The organism is Pseudomonas serboccidentalis (genome assembly GCF_028830055.1).
In the GTDB taxonomy this organism is placed as follows: Bacteria; Pseudomonadota; Gammaproteobacteria; order Pseudomonadales; family Pseudomonadaceae; genus Aquipseudomonas; species Aquipseudomonas serboccidentalis.
Map to the genome: position 1 here is coordinate 2,065,684 of NZ_CP101655.1, position 15,711 is coordinate 2,081,394.

At 62.0% G+C, this 15,711-nt stretch carries 12 protein-coding genes and 2 riboswitches; of the genes, 7 read left to right on the plus strand and 5 right to left on the minus strand.

Annotation, left to right across the window (positions count from 1 at the left end):
- Nucleotides 1-500 precede the first annotated feature (500 nt).
- Nucleotides 501-1,085, plus strand: a complete 585-nt coding sequence (gene nfuA, locus NN484_RS09525) for a Fe-S biogenesis protein NfuA (protein WP_003225494.1) — start codon at nt 501-503, stop codon at nt 1,083-1,085.
- 146 nt (nt 1,086-1,231) lie between these two features.
- Here the strand turns inward: nfuA and cobM are convergent, their stop codons facing one another.
- The 4 genes from cobM to NN484_RS09545 form a co-directional block, all read right to left on the minus strand.
- Complete coding sequence (gene cobM / locus NN484_RS09530) at nt 1,232-1,978, minus strand: precorrin-4 C(11)-methyltransferase (RefSeq protein WP_274658970.1); 747 nt, start codon at nt 1,976-1,978, stop codon at nt 1,232-1,234.
- A gap of 81 nt (nt 1,979-2,059) precedes the next feature.
- A complete protein-coding gene (locus NN484_RS09535) occupies nt 2,060-2,473 on the minus strand; it encodes a cobalamin biosynthesis protein (RefSeq protein WP_127647723.1) in 414 nt (137 codons plus the stop codon).
- A complete protein-coding gene (locus NN484_RS09540) occupies nt 2,470-3,171 on the minus strand; it encodes a CbtA family protein (RefSeq protein ID WP_274658971.1) in 702 nt (233 codons plus the stop codon). The genes NN484_RS09535 and NN484_RS09540 overlap by 4 nt, the downstream gene beginning before the upstream one ends.
- Nucleotides 3,172-3,182: 11 nt before the next feature.
- Nucleotides 3,183-3,380 carry a CbtB domain-containing protein gene (locus NN484_RS09545; protein ID WP_274658972.1) on the minus strand — a complete coding sequence of 66 codons (198 nt, stop codon included), beginning with the start codon at nt 3,378-3,380 and terminating at the stop codon, nt 3,183-3,185.
- A gap of 121 nt (nt 3,381-3,501) precedes the next feature.
- Nucleotides 3,502-3,723: riboswitch (cobalamin riboswitch) on the minus strand.
- A 413-nt stretch (nt 3,724-4,136) separates the two neighbouring features.
- A riboswitch (cobalamin riboswitch) is annotated at nt 4,137-4,348 on the plus strand.
- Between the two features lie 98 nt (nt 4,349-4,446).
- Here NN484_RS09545 and cobW point away from each other — a divergent pair.
- The 6 genes from cobW to NN484_RS09575 all read left to right on the plus strand — a co-directional run bounded on the left by cobW (nt 4,447) and on the right by NN484_RS09575 (nt 14,939).
- Nucleotides 4,447-5,517, plus strand: a complete 1,071-nt coding sequence (cobW, locus tag NN484_RS09550; protein WP_127647718.1) for a cobalamin biosynthesis protein CobW — start codon at nt 4,447-4,449, stop codon at nt 5,515-5,517.
- A 3-nt stretch (nt 5,518-5,520) separates the two neighbouring features.
- Nucleotides 5,521-9,369: a cobaltochelatase subunit CobN gene (gene cobN, locus NN484_RS09555; protein WP_274658973.1), complete on the plus strand. Its 3,849-nt coding sequence runs from the start codon at nt 5,521-5,523 to the stop codon at nt 9,367-9,369.
- Nucleotides 9,370-9,511: 142 nt separating this feature from the next.
- Complete coding sequence (locus NN484_RS09560) at nt 9,512-10,510, plus strand: magnesium chelatase ATPase subunit I (protein WP_274658974.1); 999 nt, start codon at nt 9,512-9,514, stop codon at nt 10,508-10,510.
- Nucleotides 10,495-11,178: a vWA domain-containing protein gene (locus NN484_RS09565; protein ID WP_343228795.1), complete on the plus strand. Its 684-nt coding sequence runs from the start codon at nt 10,495-10,497 to the stop codon at nt 11,176-11,178. The genes NN484_RS09560 and NN484_RS09565 overlap by 16 nt, the downstream gene beginning before the upstream one ends.
- 174 nt (nt 11,179-11,352) lie before the next feature.
- A complete protein-coding gene (locus NN484_RS09570) occupies nt 11,353-12,999 on the plus strand; it encodes a phospholipase D-like domain-containing protein (protein WP_274658975.1) in 1,647 nt (548 codons plus the stop codon).
- Nucleotides 13,000-13,379: 380 nt separating this feature from the next.
- The gene (locus NN484_RS09575; protein WP_274658976.1) at nt 13,380-14,939 is read left to right on the plus strand and encodes a TerC family protein; all 1,560 of its coding nucleotides are present in this window, start codon (nt 13,380-13,382) and stop codon (nt 14,937-14,939) included.
- 88 nt (nt 14,940-15,027) lie between these two features.
- Here the strand turns inward: NN484_RS09575 and NN484_RS09580 are convergent, their stop codons facing one another.
- A complete protein-coding gene (locus tag NN484_RS09580) occupies nt 15,028-15,471 on the minus strand; it encodes a thioredoxin family protein (protein ID WP_274658977.1) in 444 nt (147 codons plus the stop codon).
- Nucleotides 15,472-15,711: the final 240 nt, after the last annotated feature.

Below are 15,711 nucleotides of genomic sequence, written 5' to 3' on the forward strand. Positions count from 1 at the left end.
CTGTAGGAGCTGTCGAGTGCAACGAGGCTGCGATCTTTTGATCTTTTACCAACAAGATCAAAAGATCGCAGCGTGCCGCAGCTCCTACAGGTGGGTGGTGGTGGTTCGAGAGATGTGGTCAGGAGCCCTCAATGTTGATTTCAGTGCAGGCCCTGCGGGCGCTCGCCGCGTGGACGGTGGTCTGTCACCACTTCATGCAGATTTTCTTCGACTTCAAGGCGCGCGGCCCGGGACCCTGAATGTCGGCTGGACCCTCAATTACGAAATGCTGTTCTACGTGCTGTTCGCCTGTGCGCTGGTGTTTCGGCGCGCTGGCCATCGGCGTGGGGTCGTGGTTGAGCTACGAATGGGTGGAAAAACGCAGCTATCAGTGGCTTAAAGCGCGGATCGATCGCGAATCTGCGGGTCCATCGGTCGTCGAGCTTTCCCGACAAAAATACTAGGACTTTGTGCGGCGCGATGATTGGCGTAAACTGCGCCCAAGCCTGCGAGGAGTTTCCATGACCGCTATTACCATTACCGACGCCGCCCACGATTACCTGGCCGATCTGCTCTCCAAGCAGAACACCCCGGGCATCGGCATCCGCGTCTTCATCACCCAGCCTGGCACCCAGTACGCCGAAACCTGCATTGCCTACTGCAAGCCGGGCGAAGAAAAACCCGAAGATACCGCGCTGGGGCTGAAAAGCTTCACCGCTTATATCGACTCGTTCAGCGAAGCGTTCCTCGACGATGCTGTCGTCGACTACGCCACCGACCGCATGGGCGGCCAGCTGACCATCAAGGCGCCAAACGCCAAAGTACCGATGGTCAACGCCGACAGCCCGGTCAACGAGCGCATCAACTATTACCTGCAAACCGAGATCAACCCGGGGCTGGCCAGCCACGGCGGTCAGGTCAGCCTGATCGATGTGGTTGAAGACGGCATTGCCGTGCTGCAATTCGGCGGCGGTTGCCAGGGCTGCGGCCAGGCCGACGTGACCCTGAAGGAAGGCATCGAGCGCACCTTGCTCGAGCGCATTCCAGAGCTCAAGGGTGTGCGCGACGTGACCGACCACACGCAGAAAGAAAACGCCTACTACTAAGTAAGGTGTTCACTGCGGACATGAAAAACGGCGCCCCGTGAGCGCCGTTTTTTTATGGGTGAAGCAAAAGATCGCAGCCTTCGGCAGCTCCTACAGGGATACACATTCCAATGTAGGAGCTGCCGAAGGCTGCGATCTTTTGACTTTTAGGGTCTGTAGAGATGCGCATGCCCCGCGCGATACAGCGATGACTCGCTGAACACCTCACTGCCCAGCACCCGACCCACCAGAATCAACGCCGTACGCCGAAACCCCTTGGCCTCAACCTTTTCGGCAATATCCTCCAGCGTTCCCACTACCCAATCCTGATCCGGCCACGTCGCCCGGTGAATCACCGCAATCGGGCAATCCGCGCCGTAATGCGGTAACAGTTCGGTGATGATCTTCTGCAGATGATTGACCCCCAGATGAATCGCCATGGTCGCGCCGTGCTGCGCCAGATTGCCGAGTTCCTCGCCTGCCGGCATCGCGGTCTTGTCGGCATAGCGGGTCAGAATCACGCTCTGCGAAATGTCCGGCAGCGTCAACTCGGCGCCGAGCAACGCCGCGCAGGCGGCTGTGGCGGTGACGCCGGGGATGATTTCAAACGCAATATTCAACTCGCGCAGATAACGAATCTGCTCGCCAATCGCGCCATACAGGCTCGGATCACCCGAGTGCACTCGCGCCACATCCTGCCCCTTGGCGTGGGCGGTTGTGATCAATTCGATGATCTGCTCCAGGTGCAACTCGGCGCTGTTGATCACGGTTTCGGCCTGATGTCCCTCGAGCACGGCGGCCGGGACCAGCGAGCCTGCGTAGATGATCACCGGACAGCTGCGGATCAGCCGCTGGCCTTTGACAGTGATCAGTTCCGGGTCGCCGGGGCCGGCGCCGATGAAGTAGACGGTCATGAAGACATCCTGTGAAAAACGGGGCAGGGCAAGGCTTCAGATGAAGATTGCTCATGATCAAAGAGGGGGATTATCGGGATTTTACGCAGCGCCGGCCAATGCCAACGTGGCCTGAGCGTATTTTTGCCGGGAAATCAGCAGTTTTGCCGGTGCCTGAATCAGTTGTTCCGCGAGCGCCAGCGCGGCACTTTCCGCCACGCCGTAGCAGCCGGTGCGCTCGTAGGCGATCTGTGAATGATGGCTCAGACGTTGCTGATAACTGGCCAGTTCTTCACTGCTGAAATACAGCAGCGGCAGCGCCAGTTGCGCGGCGAGTTCCTGCAGACCCGGTTCGTCGCGTTTCAAGTCGATACTGGCCAAGGCCCTGACGGCTTCCAGTTCGATGCGATGCGCCTGTAAGACCTGGTCGAGCAACGCGCGCAGGGTGCTGACCGGGCAGCCGCGCTGGCAGCCCAGGCCGACCACGAAGGTCGGCGCTGCGCTGTCAGCGGTCATGCGTGGTATTGACCATCGCTTTTGCGGCGGAACAACCAGGCACTGATCAGGCCCAAGGCCAGCCAGAACGCCACGTTGGTCAACTGCGAGGCGATTTTGAACTGGGCTTCCAACGCTTGCGGGGCGAGCATCGAATGCACTTCCGGTTGCGGAGCACCGATCACGTGCGGCACGGCCAGGATCGCCACGCCCAGCAGCTTCATCAGCCACTGCCGGCTGAACACGATCAGGGCCAGGCCGACAGCGGTAGAGGCGGCCGTACCGATCCACCACGTTTGCCGCGACGCCAGATCGGCCGCGGCGGTGCCCGGCAGTTCCGGCGGCAGACCCAGGGTTGGCGCGAGCACGAAGGTCGCGTAACCGGCCAGACCCCAGAGCAGTCCCTGTGAGGTTTTGGTCGGGGCGCGCAGGGTATACAGGCCCGCAAGCATCAGCGCGAAACCGACTGCCACCACCAGATTGCCACCGGTGGTCGAAACCACGCGCTGCCAGCCATCTTCCGGCTCCCAGGCTTCGGCATCGTGGGTGTGTGCAGCCACGCCAGCGGTGTGTTCATGAACCTGGGCCACAGGTTCCGACTTTTCGAAGGTTTCGGCCTGCAGAATCAGCGGCGAGACCCAGAAGCTTTGCAGCAACGTCAGCAGCAGGGCGGCCAACAGGCCGGTGAAACCTGCGGTTTGCGCAATACGCTTGATCATGTCGGCAGGTCTCAGTGGCACGGGAACGCGGCGCTGTGGCGGGTATCGTGGGCGGCGTTGTGCACCGCTTCGATGTGCGAGAAGCCGGCGAACCAGACGAGGGTGGCACCGAGGATCGAGGCGAAGATCGCCGCCGTCAGGCGCTGGCTCAAAGTGGCGGTGCTGGAGAGTTGGTCAGTATTGCTGCCGGTGCTGCTGATGATCGACATGGCGCTTCCCTCTGGAGTGTCAGCGGGTGAATAGAGCGCATGAAAACCCCTGCGAGTCGGGCACGCAGAGGTTCGAACAGCGCCCGCCCACCGCGGGTTTGTTAGGTTCAGCGACGCAAGTGCGCACTGTGTGTTGCGGGCCGGTCTCCGGGCTCACGAGGGGTTGGCGTCAGGCCGACCTGCAAGCGTCACCTTCCCATGCCGTACCGGCACAGTGGATCTGACGCTTCGCTCGCTTACCGTTGCGGGGGCAGCACCGGACTGACATGGCTTTGAGTAAAGCACATGATTCACCGGTTTCCCGTTTCACCCTGTGAAGGGCACCCGTAACAAGTTGTGTAGGAGAGCATGGGTTGGGGAATTTAGTCAATTTTGTGGGCATATCCGTTGCTGCGGTAACGGCCTCCTAAGGTTCCGCCCTTACCGCGGGTCACTTTTGGCAAACGCCAGCGATGGCCGCCTGACAGCCGACCAATTTCCAGCTGAATACGCCTACTTCTGTGTAGGAGCTGCCGAAGGCTGCGATCTTTTGATCGGCTTCGGCTTCGGCGTTTGGAAAAGGTGACTCGCTGTAAGAGCGAAACCGCCAGCGGCAACACCCGCAGCAACGGATATGCCCTAAATCCCATCAAACCCCAAACCCTTGACCCGGCGTTTGGAAAAATTGACCGCCGTAAGGGCGGAACCCTAAGTAGCCGTTACCGCAGCAACGGATATACCCCCCAATCCAAACATTGACCCATCCCCACACCATGCGTAGCCTTGCACATTCGAGGTTCTTCGGCCGTTGCCGAAGCTAAGAAGGGAACGCGGTCAAAGCCGCGGCTGCCCCCGCAACTGTGAACGGTGATGTTCGCTGCCACGCCACTGCCAGCCCTGCCAAGGTGCCAGCGGGAAGGCGCAGCGAATGCCGGGCCCAAGGCCTGAACACCGTCAGCCAGGAGACCTGCCTCGTGACAGATTTCTCACTACAACCGGGCGGGGTGATCCGGTGGCGAACTCTTCCGCGCGCACGCTCGCAGCGGATCTCGTCCCGTATGCCCGCCACCTTGCCAAAGGGCATCCGATGAAAACACTGGCCAAACTCCCTGTCACCATCGTTACCGGTTTCCTCGGCTCGGGCAAAACCACCTTGCTGCGACACATGCTCGACAACGCTCAGGGCCGCCGCATCGCGGTGATCGTCAACGAGTTCGGCGAGCTGGGCATCGACGGTGAAATCCTCAAGCAATGCACCATCGGCTGCACCGAAGAAGAGGCCACCGGCCGTGTCTACGAACTGGCCAACGGCTGCCTGTGCTGCACGGTGCAGGAAGAGTTCTTCCCGGTGATGCGCGAACTGGTCGCCCGTCGCGGCGATCTCGACCACATCCTTATCGAAACCTCTGGCCTGGCCCTGCCAAAACCGCTGGTACAAGCTTTCCAGTGGCCGGAAATCCGCAGCGCCTGCACCGTTGACGCGGTGATCACCGTGGTCGACAGCCCGGCCGTAGCCGCCGGCACCTTCGCCGCGTTCCCCGATCAAGTCGACGCCCAGCGCAAACTCGACCCGAACCTCGATCACGAGTCGCCGCTGCACGAACTGTTCGCCGATCAACTGGCCAGCGCCGACCTGGTGATCCTCAACAAGGCCGACCAGACCAGCCCGGAAGACCTGGCTCGCGTACGTCTGGAAGTCGCTGAAGAACTGCCGCCCGCGGTAAAAGTCATCGAAGCCAGCAACGGCCGTCTGCCGCTGGACGTGCTGATCGGCCTTGGCGCCGGTTCCGAAGAACACATCGACAGCCGCCATAGCCATCACGATCACCACCACGACGGTGATGACGATCACGATGACCACGATCACGACGCCTTCGATTCGATCTCCATCGAACTGCCGCAAGCTGACGAAAGCCTGCTGCTCGACGCGCTGACGCAACTGGTGGTGCAGCACGGCATTCTGCGGGTGAAGGGCTTCGCGGCGATTCCGAACAAGCCGATGCGTCTGTTGATTCAAGGCGTGGGCACGCGTTTCGACAAGCACTTCGACCGCCAGTGGGGCGCCGATGAAGCGCGCGTCACCCGTCTGGTGCTGATCGGTCAGGAACTCGACGCCGCGCAACTCGAAGCGCAACTGCGCGCTGCGCTCAGCGTTTAAGCCATGCACCTGCTCAGGACCCAGCCCGGCGGTTTCGTGTCGGATGACAACATTGCCGACCTTGGACAAACCCCCGCCGAGCTGGTGATCCTGTGCAGCGGCGACTCCAGCCTGGCGCTGCTCGCCGAAGCCGCGCAGCAGTTGCCCGAGGACTATCCGAGCCTGCGTCTGGCCAATCCGATGCAGGTGCAGAATCACGCCTCGGTCGATCTGTACGTCGATGAGGTGCTGCGTCACGCCAAGGTGATCCTGATTTCGCTGCACGGTGGCATCGCCTATTGGCGGTACGGCGTCGAGCGTTTGGTCGAACTGTCCGAGCGCGGCGTGCAGGTGATTCTGGTGCCGGGCGATGATCGCCCCGACCCGGAACTCAGCGACCTGAGCACCGTGCCCGCCGAAGATCGCGACCGCCTCTGGCAGTTCCTGCGTCAGGGTGGCATGGGCAATGCGCTGGACTTCTTCAACTGTCTGGCCAACCGCTGGCTGGCGCGTGACTATGCCTGGGGCGAGCCGCAAGCGCTGCCGCGCACGGCGATTTACCACCCACAGAAAAACACCGCCGCGCTGAGCGACTGGCAAGCCGAATGGCTGCCCGATCAACCGGTCGCGGCGGTGTTGTTTTATCGCTCGCATTTGCAGGCGGCCAACACTGCGTTCATCGATGTGTTCTGCCAGCGCTTGCAGGCGGCGGGGCTCAATCCGCTGCCAATCGCGGTCGCCAGTCTGAAAGAGCCGGGCTGCCTGAGTGTGGTCGAGAATTGGCTGGATGAAGTCGAAGCGGCGGTGATTCTCAACACCACCGGGTTCGCCCAATCCAGCCCGGAAGCGCCGCATCTGCGGCCGTTTCGGCGCAATATTCCAGTGATTCAGGCGATCTGCGCCCAGGACAACGAACCCGGTTGGCGCGCCAGCGAGCAGGGCCTGGGGCCACGAGACCTGGCGATGCACATCGCCTTGCCGGAGCTTGACGGGCGCATCATCAGTCGGCCGATCAGCTTCAAGGACCTGGCCTGGCGCAGCGAGCGCAGTCAGTCGGATGTGGTCTGCTACCGGGCGCAACCCGAGCGCATGGATTTCGTCGCCGAACTCGCCCGGCGCTGGAGCGATCTGGCGCGGGTGCCGAATGCGGAAAAACGCATCGCGCTGATCCTCGCCAATTACCCGACCCGCGACGGTCGCATCGGTAATGGCGTCGGTCTCGACACGCCGGCGGCGGCGTTGAATATCTTGCGTGCGTTGCAGGCTGAAGGCTTTCCGTTAACGGCTGAGTTGCCGGGCAGCGGCACCGCGCTGATCCAGCAATTGCTCGGCGGTGTCAGCAATGACCTCGACAGCATCGACCTGCGCCCGTGCCAGCAAAGCCTGGCGATGGATGCTTATCTGGCGATGTTCAATGCGCTGCCGGAGGCCAATCGCGCGGCGGTGCTGGAACGTTGGGGGGCTGCGCAAAACGACCCGATGTGCCGTGACGGGCGGATGATGATCGCCGGTCTGCGCTTTGGCCTGGCCTTCGTCGGCATTCAACCGGCGCGCGGTTATCAGGTCGATCCGAGTGCGGTGTATCACGACCCGGATCTGGTGCCGCCCCACGGTTATCTGGCGTTCTATTTCTGGCTGCGCAACACCTACGGCGCCCACGCGGTGATTCACGTCGGCAAGCACGGCAACCTCGAATGGCTGCCGGGCAAGGGCGTCGGGCTCTCGGAAACCTGCTGGCCGGACGCGCTGCTCGGGCCGTTGCCGAACATCTATCCGTTTATCGTCAACGACCCGGGCGAGGGCGCCCAGGCTAAACGGCGCACCCAAGCGGTGATCATCGACCACCTGATGCCGCCGCTGACCCGCGCCGAAACCTACGGACCGCTGCGCAATCTGGAGCTGCTGGCCGACGAATATTACGAAGCCCAACTGCTCGACCCACGCCGTGCCCGCGAGCTGCAGCGCGACATCCTGCAACTGGTGCGTGAGACGCAGATCGACCGCGAACTGCAACTCGACGCCGGCCTGGACAGCGACGCCGACGCGGCGATCTGGCTGCCGCGGCTGGACACCTATCTGTGTGATCTGAAGGAATCGCAGATTCGCGATGGTCTGCACATTTTCGGCGAGTCACCGACCGGGCGTTTGCGCATCGACACGTTGCTGGCGTTGCTGCGCATTCCGCGCGGCGATGGCAAGGGCGCGCAGTCGAGCCTGCTGCGGGCGTTGGCGAGGGCGTTTGAACTGGGGTTTGATCCGCTCGATTGCGCGCTCGCTGATCCCTGGAACGGCCCGCGCCCCGATGAACTGCAATCACTCAGTGACGAAATCTGGCGCACCGCCGGCGATACCCGCGAACGCCTCGAACTGTTCGCCACCGACCTTATCTCCCAAACACTGCAAATCCCCTGTGGGAGCGAGCTTGCTCGCGAAGGCGGCGTGTCAGCCAACACTGCATTGCCTGACCTGACGCCATCGCGAGCAGGCTCACTCCTACAGGGACCGAGTTGGGCCGAAGTGAGTGCAATCATTGAAAACTTGCGCGAAGTCGTCGCCCCACGCCTCGACGCCTGCGGCCCCGCCGAAATGCGCGGTCTGCTCGACGCCCTGAACGGCCGCTTCGTCCCCGCCGGCCCCAGCGGCGCCCCTAGCCGTGGCCGCCTCGACGTGCTGCCCTCCGGGCGCAACTTCTACTCGGTGGACGTGCGCAACCTGCCGACCACTACCGCATGGCGCATCGGTTTCCAGTCCGCCACGCTGATTCTTGAACGGCACCTGCAGGACCATGGCGATCACCTGCGCCAACTCGGCCTGTCGGTGTGGGGCACCGCGACCATGCGCACCGGTGGCGACGACATCGCCCAGGCCATGGCCTTGATGGGCGTGCGTCCGGTATGGGCCACCGGCAGTCAGCGGGTCGATGACTTCGAGATTCTGCCGCTGAGTCTGCTGGACCGGCCACGGGTCGATGTCACGCTGCGGGTCTCGGGGTTCTTCCGCGACGCCTTTGCCAACCTGATCCGCCTGTTCGACGCCGCCGTGCAAGCGGTGGCGGCGCTGGACGAACCGGATGACCTCAATCCGCTGGCGGCGAAAGTGCGCGTCGAGCGCGAGGCGTTGCGGCAATCGGGGCTGGATGAAGACGCGGCGCGACGCCAGGCCGGCTGGCGGATCTTCGGGGCCAAACCCGGAGCGTACGGAGCGGGCGTGCAGGGCGCTATCGACGGGCGTCTGTGGCAGAGCCGCGAGGATCTGGCCGAGGTCTACCTGAACTGGGGCGCCTACGCTTACGGCGGTGCGGACGAAGGCACCGCCGCCCGTGAGCAGTTCGTCCAGCGCCTGAGCCAGGTGCAGGCCGTGCTGCAAAACCAGGACAACCGCGAGCATGACCTGCTCGATTCCAACGACTACTACCAGTTTCAGGGTGGCATGCTCGCGGCGGTGGAAACCCTGCGCGGGGAGGCGGCGGCCAGTTATCACGGCGATCACAGCCAACCGGATCTGCCGAAAATCCGCACCCTCAAAGAAGAACTGAACCGGGTGATCCGCTCGCGGGCGGCCAATCCGAAATGGATCGACGGGGTCAAACGCCACGGCTACAAAGGCGCGTTCGAACTGGCGGCGACGGTCGACAACCTGTTTGCCTTCGATGCCACCACGCAACTGATCGACGATCATCAGTATGCGTTGCTGGCCGATGCCTATTTGCTCGACCCGGCGACCCGCGACTTTGTCCGCGAGCACAATCCACATGCCCTGCGCGACATGACCGAGCGCATGCTGGAAGCGCAACAGCGCGGTATGTGGCAGGCACCCGGCGTGTATAAAGAAGCACTGGAAAACCTGCTGCTGGATATAGAAGAAGACACCTGACACACCGCGATCCCCTGTAGGAGTGAGCCTGCTCGCGATAGCGGTGGGTCAGCAAACAAATATATTGACTGATACACCGCTATCGCGAGCAGGCTCAGTCCTACAGTTAAAGCAGATCACCGACCATGACCGAGTATTGAAGATGACCGACACCCCGCATTTCCCGCTCTCCGCCGTGGTCGGCGCCGATGACCTGAAACTCGCCCTGTACCTCACCGCCATTGACCCGAAAATCGGTGGCGTGCTGATCGAAGGCCCGCGTGGCATGGCCAAGTCGACCCTGGCCCGTGGCCTCGCCGATCTGCTGGCGAGTGGTCAGTTCGTCACGCTGCCGCTGGGCGCCACTGAAGAGCGTCTGGTCGGCACGCTCGATCTCGACGCCGCGTTGAGTGAAGGGCGTGCGCAGTTTTCCCCCGGCGTGCTGGCCAAGGCCGACGGCGGCGTGCTGTACGTCGATGAAGTGAATCTGCTGCCCGATCATCTGGTGGATCTACTGCTCGATGTGGCGGCCAGCGGCACCAACCTGATCGAGCGCGACGGCATTTCCCATCGGCATTCGGCACGGTTCGTGTTGATCGGCACGATGAACCCGGAAGAGGGTGAATTGCGTCCGCAACTGCTGGACCGTTTTGGCCTGAACGTCGCCCTCAGCGGTCACACTGCGCCGGCCGAACGCGGGCAGATCATCCGCCGCCGCCTGGATTTCGACAGCGAGCCGCAGGCGTTCTGCGCGCAGTGGGAAGCACAGCAGCAAGCCCTGCGTGAACGTTGCGAGCGGGCGCGTAATGCCTTGCCGGGCATCCCGCTGGACGACGACGCGTTGGCGCTGATCACCGAGCGCTGCTTTGCGGCCGGCGTCGATGGCTTGCGTGCCGATCTGGTCTGGCTGCGCGCTGCCAGGGCCCATGCGGCATGGCGCGGCGCCGAAGCGATTGCCGAGCAAGACATCGACGCGGTGGCGGAATTCGCCCTGCGTCACCGCCGTCGTGAATCGTCTTCGTCCAGCCCTCAGCCCCCCGCGCAGAACCCGGCCAATACCCAGGCCGAACCGAGCGAAGGGCAGGGACAGTGGGGCGATATGCCGGCTCCGGCGCTCGCCACCGGTGCCCGCCGTGAAGTGCCGAGCTGGCCAAAAAAGTAACCGGCATTCGTCCCCGATCCGACGCGGGGGCGAATGCCAGACCCCGCGCCGGACGACTCGACCACGGACGCCAGGGCAAGCGTCACGCCGCGCGCAGCGGCTCGGTGAACTGGTCGGGGACGCTGCTTAACGGTCGGCCGCGGACACGGGAAGATTTGCAGTTCCAACTGCGCACGCGTTCCCCCCATGAACTGTGGCTGGTGATCGTCGACGCGTCGGCCTCGACCCGTCGGCATCAGGCGCTGAGCGATGCCAAGGGCTTGCTCACGCAACTGTTCGACGACGCTTATCGACAGCGCGCCCGTCTGGCATTGCTGACCGCCAGTGGCAGCGCGCCGAAGTGGCAGGTGCAGGGTTTGAAGGCTTCGAGCGGCTTGCGCACCTGGCTGGAGGCGTTGGGCGCAGGGGGCGGCACGCCGTTGGTGGCGGCGCTGGCTCAAGCGCAGCAATGGCTGCTGCAGCGGAAAAAGCGTTTTCCGGCTGAACAGCAGCGCTTGCTGGTGGTGACGGATGGGCGCTTGAAAGCCTTACCGCCGATGCCGCCGCTGGAATGCCCGGGGCTGTTGATCGACATTGAGCGTGGGCCGATCCGCTTGGCACGGGCGCGGGAGTTAGCCGCGGCGTTGCATGCGGAATATCGGCATATTGATGATCTGATTTCGCTCTAAAATCTGTGTGTTTGAACAGTCGCTTTCGCGAGCAAGCTCGCTCCCACAAGACGTGTGACCGCCGCGCGATCTGTGGGAGCAAGCTTGCTCGCGAAGATATCACCTCGGTTTAAGCGGCTAGCACCAAAACCTCAGCGCTGCTCTATGCTCCAGTCCAATCACAAGGAGTGAATCATGCGGGTACTGGTCGCCAATCCCCAGGACGATTTTCGCGTCAAAGCTTACGCCGGCACCAACGGCGTGTTGCTGGCCATGGATCTGGCTGAATCGCGGCGCAAAGGCTTGCTCGGTTTTGCCATCGAGAAGCAGCAGGGCGACAAACCCTGGCTGTTCCTGTTCAACAGCCTGACGTTTCCCGGCAAGGCGCACACCTTCCCCCAATACCACGCCACGCCCAGCGATAAAGCGCCGTTGCAGAAATTCCGCTGGGCCGATTACGCGGTCTATCCGGGCACGACTTTGCACTATCGCGTGCACCTGGCCTACGGCACGGCGGACGCGCCGCAACTGGGCGAAGCGCTGGAGCTGAGCATTATTTCCGACGACGGCCACCCGGCCAATCAGGGCGTGATCTTCAACCGCGCCGTGGCCGCCAGCCAGGCCTTCCAACGCAAGTTTCCCGACCTCGACGCGCAGATCAGCGCCAACAAGAACCTGCCGATCGAAGCCTGGCCCGACGCAGCGCGCCTGTGGCTGGAGAACGGCTTGCTGGAGCGTTTGCTGGGGTACATCGAGCGTGCGGTGGACGCTCAATGGGCGCTGGATATCGCGATCTACGAGTATCAGTTGCAGGCGATCGTCGATGCGGTAAACGCGGCGTTCGCTCGAGGCGTTCTGGTGCGCGTGCTCTATCACGCCCAAACGGATGATCCCGATACAACCCTGAATGAAGCGAGCCTGGCGCTGTTACCGGCGGCGAACAAACGCGGTAGGGTCACCCACAACATTTTCCACAACAAGTTCATTGTTCTCAGCCGCATCGACGGTGTTGGTCAGCGTCAACCGCAAGCCGTGCTGTGCGGCAGCACCAATTTCACCGCCAATGGCGTGTATCGCCAGGCCAATGTGGTGCATACGCTCGACGACGTGACGATTGCCACACGTTACCTGCAAACCTTCGAAGAGGTCTGGGCGAACCCCGCCGATGTCGGCGCTACGCGCACCTGGATCAGCGCACATAACCCGATGGACCCCACGCAACCGCTGTTCGCCGGGTTCTCGCCACGCAGCGGCGGGGCCGATCTGCGCGAGTTCGTCGAGATCATCGAGGCGGCCCAAAAGGATGTGCTGTTCGTCACGGCATTCAGTTTGCCGGACGCGATTCTCAACGCGCTGCTCGGCAAGCCTCATGACGACATCCTGCGTTACGGCCTGCAGAACACCGCCAGCAGCATCACCGGCTTTCACGCGGACCGAACGGCGGAATTCGCCGCCACGGCTTTGCTCAACACCGGGCTGGAAGGCTGGCTGAAGGAAAACATGAAAGGCCAGAGGGGCAACCTGCTGGTGCACACCAAAGCGGTGGTCACCGACTTCACCACGGATGCGCCGACCATCATCAGCGGCAGCCACAACCTCAGCACCTCGGCCAGTAACGGCAATGACGAGAACTTCCTGATCATTCGTGACGACACCGATCTGGCCGACCGTTATGGCCTGGAATTGCTGCGGTTCTACGAGCATTACCGCTTTCGCTATTTCGCGAAGAAACTGGCGCTGAAGCAGGTGAGTCCGCTGGCAGTGGATGACAGCTGGACCAACGATTACTACGTCGAGGGGGATTTGCGGCAGTTGTCGCGGTTGCGTTTTGCCGGACGCTGACAGCCAACTGTAGGAGCTGCCGCAGGCTGCGATCTTTTGATCTTGACCTTGAAAAAACAAAGTCAAAAGATCGCAGCCTGCGGCAGCTTCTACAGGGGGCAGTGGCCCGTTGATACAGATTTTGAAATGATTTGCCGCTGTAGAAAATGTGCCTTGAGACTGTACGCTCCAAGGCCATTTTTCATTCAGGATTTGCATGAACACCCTCTCGGAGCCTCCCAGTCGTACCTTCTCCTCGCGCCATGGCGCGGTCTTGACGCACTCGCAGCATCCGGTCTTCCGACTCCCGACTATCGTTGACAACGCGGCTCCAGAGCCTTCGCGTTGCGCTTTGCCGTGTCCGGCAGCCTGAATTCACTGAAGAGAGATCAAGACATTTTATGGAATGGTTAGCGGATCCCACGGCCTGGTTAGGCTTGTTGACTCTGATCGTGCTGGAACTGGTGCTGGGTATCGACAACCTGGTGTTCATCGCGATCCTGGCGGACAAACTGCCGCCGCATCAGCGCGACCGTGCGCGGATCATCGGCCTGTCGCTGGCACTGATCATGCGCCTGGGCCTGTTGGCGAGTATTTCCTGGCTGGTCACCCTCACGCAGCCGCTGTTCGAGGTGTTCGGCAAGAGCTTCTCCGGTCGTGACCTGATCATGCTGTTCGGCGGTGTGTTCCTGTTGTTCAAGGCCACCATGGAGCTGCACGAGCGGCTCGAAGGCCATGTCGGCCAGCGCTCGACCAATGCCGCTTACGCGCTGTTCTGGCCGATCGTGGCGCAGATCGTCGTGCTCGACGCGGTGTTTTCGCTGGACGCGGTGATCACGGCGGTCGGCATGGTCGATGAACTGGCGGTGATGATGATCGCGGTGATCATTTCCATCGGTTTGATGATCGTGGCCAGCAAGCCGTTGACCCGTTTCGTCAACGCACACCCGACGGTGATCATGCTGTGCCTGGGCTTTCTGATGATGATCGGCTTCGCCCTGACGGCCGAAGGCCTGGGCTTCCACATCCCGAAAGGCTACCTGTATGCGGCCATTGGTTTCTCGATCCTGATCGAGGTGTTCAACCAGATCGCTCGGGCCCGTCGCAAACGCTCGATGCAAGGCCTGCGGCCAATACGTGAGCGTACGGCCCACGCGGTGATGCGTTTGCTGGGTGGGCGCAAGCTGGCGGTGGAGGAGGTCGGCGAGGAAATCTCCGATCTGCTGGACGACGGCGAGGCGCCGAGTGCGGAACTGTTCGACCGGCGCGAGCGGGTGATGATCAGCGGTGTGCTGCAACTGGCCGAGCGCCCGATCCGCAACCTGATGACGGTGCGTGCCGACGTCGACACCATCGACCTGGCGGACGACGCCGAAGCGATTCGCACGCGCCTGATGCATTCGTCCTACTCGCGCTTGCCGTTGATTCGCAACGGTGCGGTGGATGAACCGCTGGGCTTCGTGCACAAGAAGGAACTGCTCAAGGAGTACCTGGCCGGGAACGAACCGAACCTGGAACATCTGGCGCGCAAGACCATCAACCTGCTCGACAGTTATTCGATCCTCAACGCGCTGGAACAGATGCGCGCAGCCTCGACCCACATTGCCTTCGTGGTCAACGAATTCGGTGATTTTGTCGGCGTGTTGACCATGACCGACATCCTCGAGTCGATTGCCGGCGAGCTACCCGATGCCAGCGAAATCGAAGGCCCGGACGTGATCGAAGAGCAGGGCGGGTTCGTGGTCAGCGGCGCGCTGAACCTGATGCGAGTGCGTGAGCGCACAGGCTTTGGCGTGCCGCCGACCGAGGACTATCAGACCTTGGCCGGATTGGTGATGAGCTTGCTGGATCGGCTGCCGATGATGGGTGATCGTCTGGAATATGAAGGCTGGCAGATGACTGTCAAGGCTGTAGAAGAGCGGCGGGTGACGCGGGTGTTGCTGGTGCGTAATACCGCCTAAACACGAATCTCCCCTGTAGGACCTGCGGCACGCTGCGATCTTTTGATCTTAAAAAACAAAATCAAAAGATCGCAGCGTGCCGCAGCTCCTACATGGATATCGAGTGGTGTCGAAGTGACTGCGCACGCGGGCTGGTGCAAAGGTTACGCAAAGTGCGACGAAGCCAGCCCAGGTCATGCCGTGGTTTTTGCCGCACCACCGGTGCCCTGGTCCTGCCAATATGCCGGGCAAAGTCCGCCGCCAGTGTTTCCTCCGTGCCAATCCCCTTGAGTTTTTTCACCAGCTTGCCGTTCTTGTAGAACAGCACCGTAGGTGTACCGGTGACCAGCGGATGGCGCGGCGACTGGCTGGTGTTGAGCATGTAAATGTTCGCCCGCAGCCGATAGGGCTCGGCCACCTCACGAAACACCGGCCCGGCGAATTCGCAGGCGGGGCAGTGTTCGTTGGCGAAGTACAGGATTACCGGGCGCCAGGTTTTCAGGGCTTTGCGGTAGGTGGCCGGCAGGTCTGAAAGGCGAGTCGTCGAGCGCATGGGAACCTCCTTGAAAAAGCGCTGTTAGCGTTGCTGACGCTAATCCCATGGGCGACTTTCCTCTACTGTCAGAGTTGACAGTAGACCGTGCGCCTTTTCGGTGAGCGCGCACTCAAATGTGGCCTGAGTACCCGAGCGGTGTGGCCCACGGTAGCGCCTGAGAAAACGCACTGCGAGTAACATCTGTCCGACACTTTCCCGCATCCTGTTGATTCCAAAAACATTTCAAACCACTCAGAT

What these genes read in the sequence shown, in the direction of transcription:
- NN484_RS09570 (WP_274658975.1), top strand. Translation starts at nt 11,353, where the DNA reads ATGCGGGTACTGGTCGCCAATCCCCAGGACGATTTTCGCGTCAAAGCT.
- NN484_RS09535 (WP_127647723.1), bottom strand. Translation starts at nt 2,473, where the DNA reads ATGACCGCTGACAGCGCAGCGCCGACCTTCGTGGTCGGCCTGGGCTGC.
- cobW (WP_127647718.1), top strand. Translation starts at nt 4,447, where the DNA reads ATGAAAACACTGGCCAAACTCCCTGTCACCATCGTTACCGGTTTCCTC.
- nfuA (WP_003225494.1), top strand. Translation starts at nt 501, where the DNA reads ATGACCGCTATTACCATTACCGACGCCGCCCACGATTACCTGGCCGAT.
- cobN (WP_274658973.1), top strand. Translation starts at nt 5,521, where the DNA reads ATGCACCTGCTCAGGACCCAGCCCGGCGGTTTCGTGTCGGATGACAAC.
- NN484_RS09540 (WP_274658971.1), bottom strand. Translation starts at nt 3,171, where the DNA reads ATGATCAAGCGTATTGCGCAAACCGCAGGTTTCACCGGCCTGTTGGCC.
- NN484_RS09560 (WP_274658974.1), top strand. Translation starts at nt 9,512, where the DNA reads ATGACCGACACCCCGCATTTCCCGCTCTCCGCCGTGGTCGGCGCCGAT.
- NN484_RS09575 (WP_274658976.1), top strand. Translation starts at nt 13,380, where the DNA reads ATGGAATGGTTAGCGGATCCCACGGCCTGGTTAGGCTTGTTGACTCTG.
- NN484_RS09580 (WP_274658977.1), bottom strand. Translation starts at nt 15,471, where the DNA reads ATGCGCTCGACGACTCGCCTTTCAGACCTGCCGGCCACCTACCGCAAA.
- cobM (WP_274658970.1), bottom strand. Translation starts at nt 1,978, where the DNA reads ATGACCGTCTACTTCATCGGCGCCGGCCCCGGCGACCCGGAACTGATC.
- NN484_RS09545 (WP_274658972.1), bottom strand. Translation starts at nt 3,380, where the DNA reads ATGTCGATCATCAGCAGCACCGGCAGCAATACTGACCAACTCTCCAGC.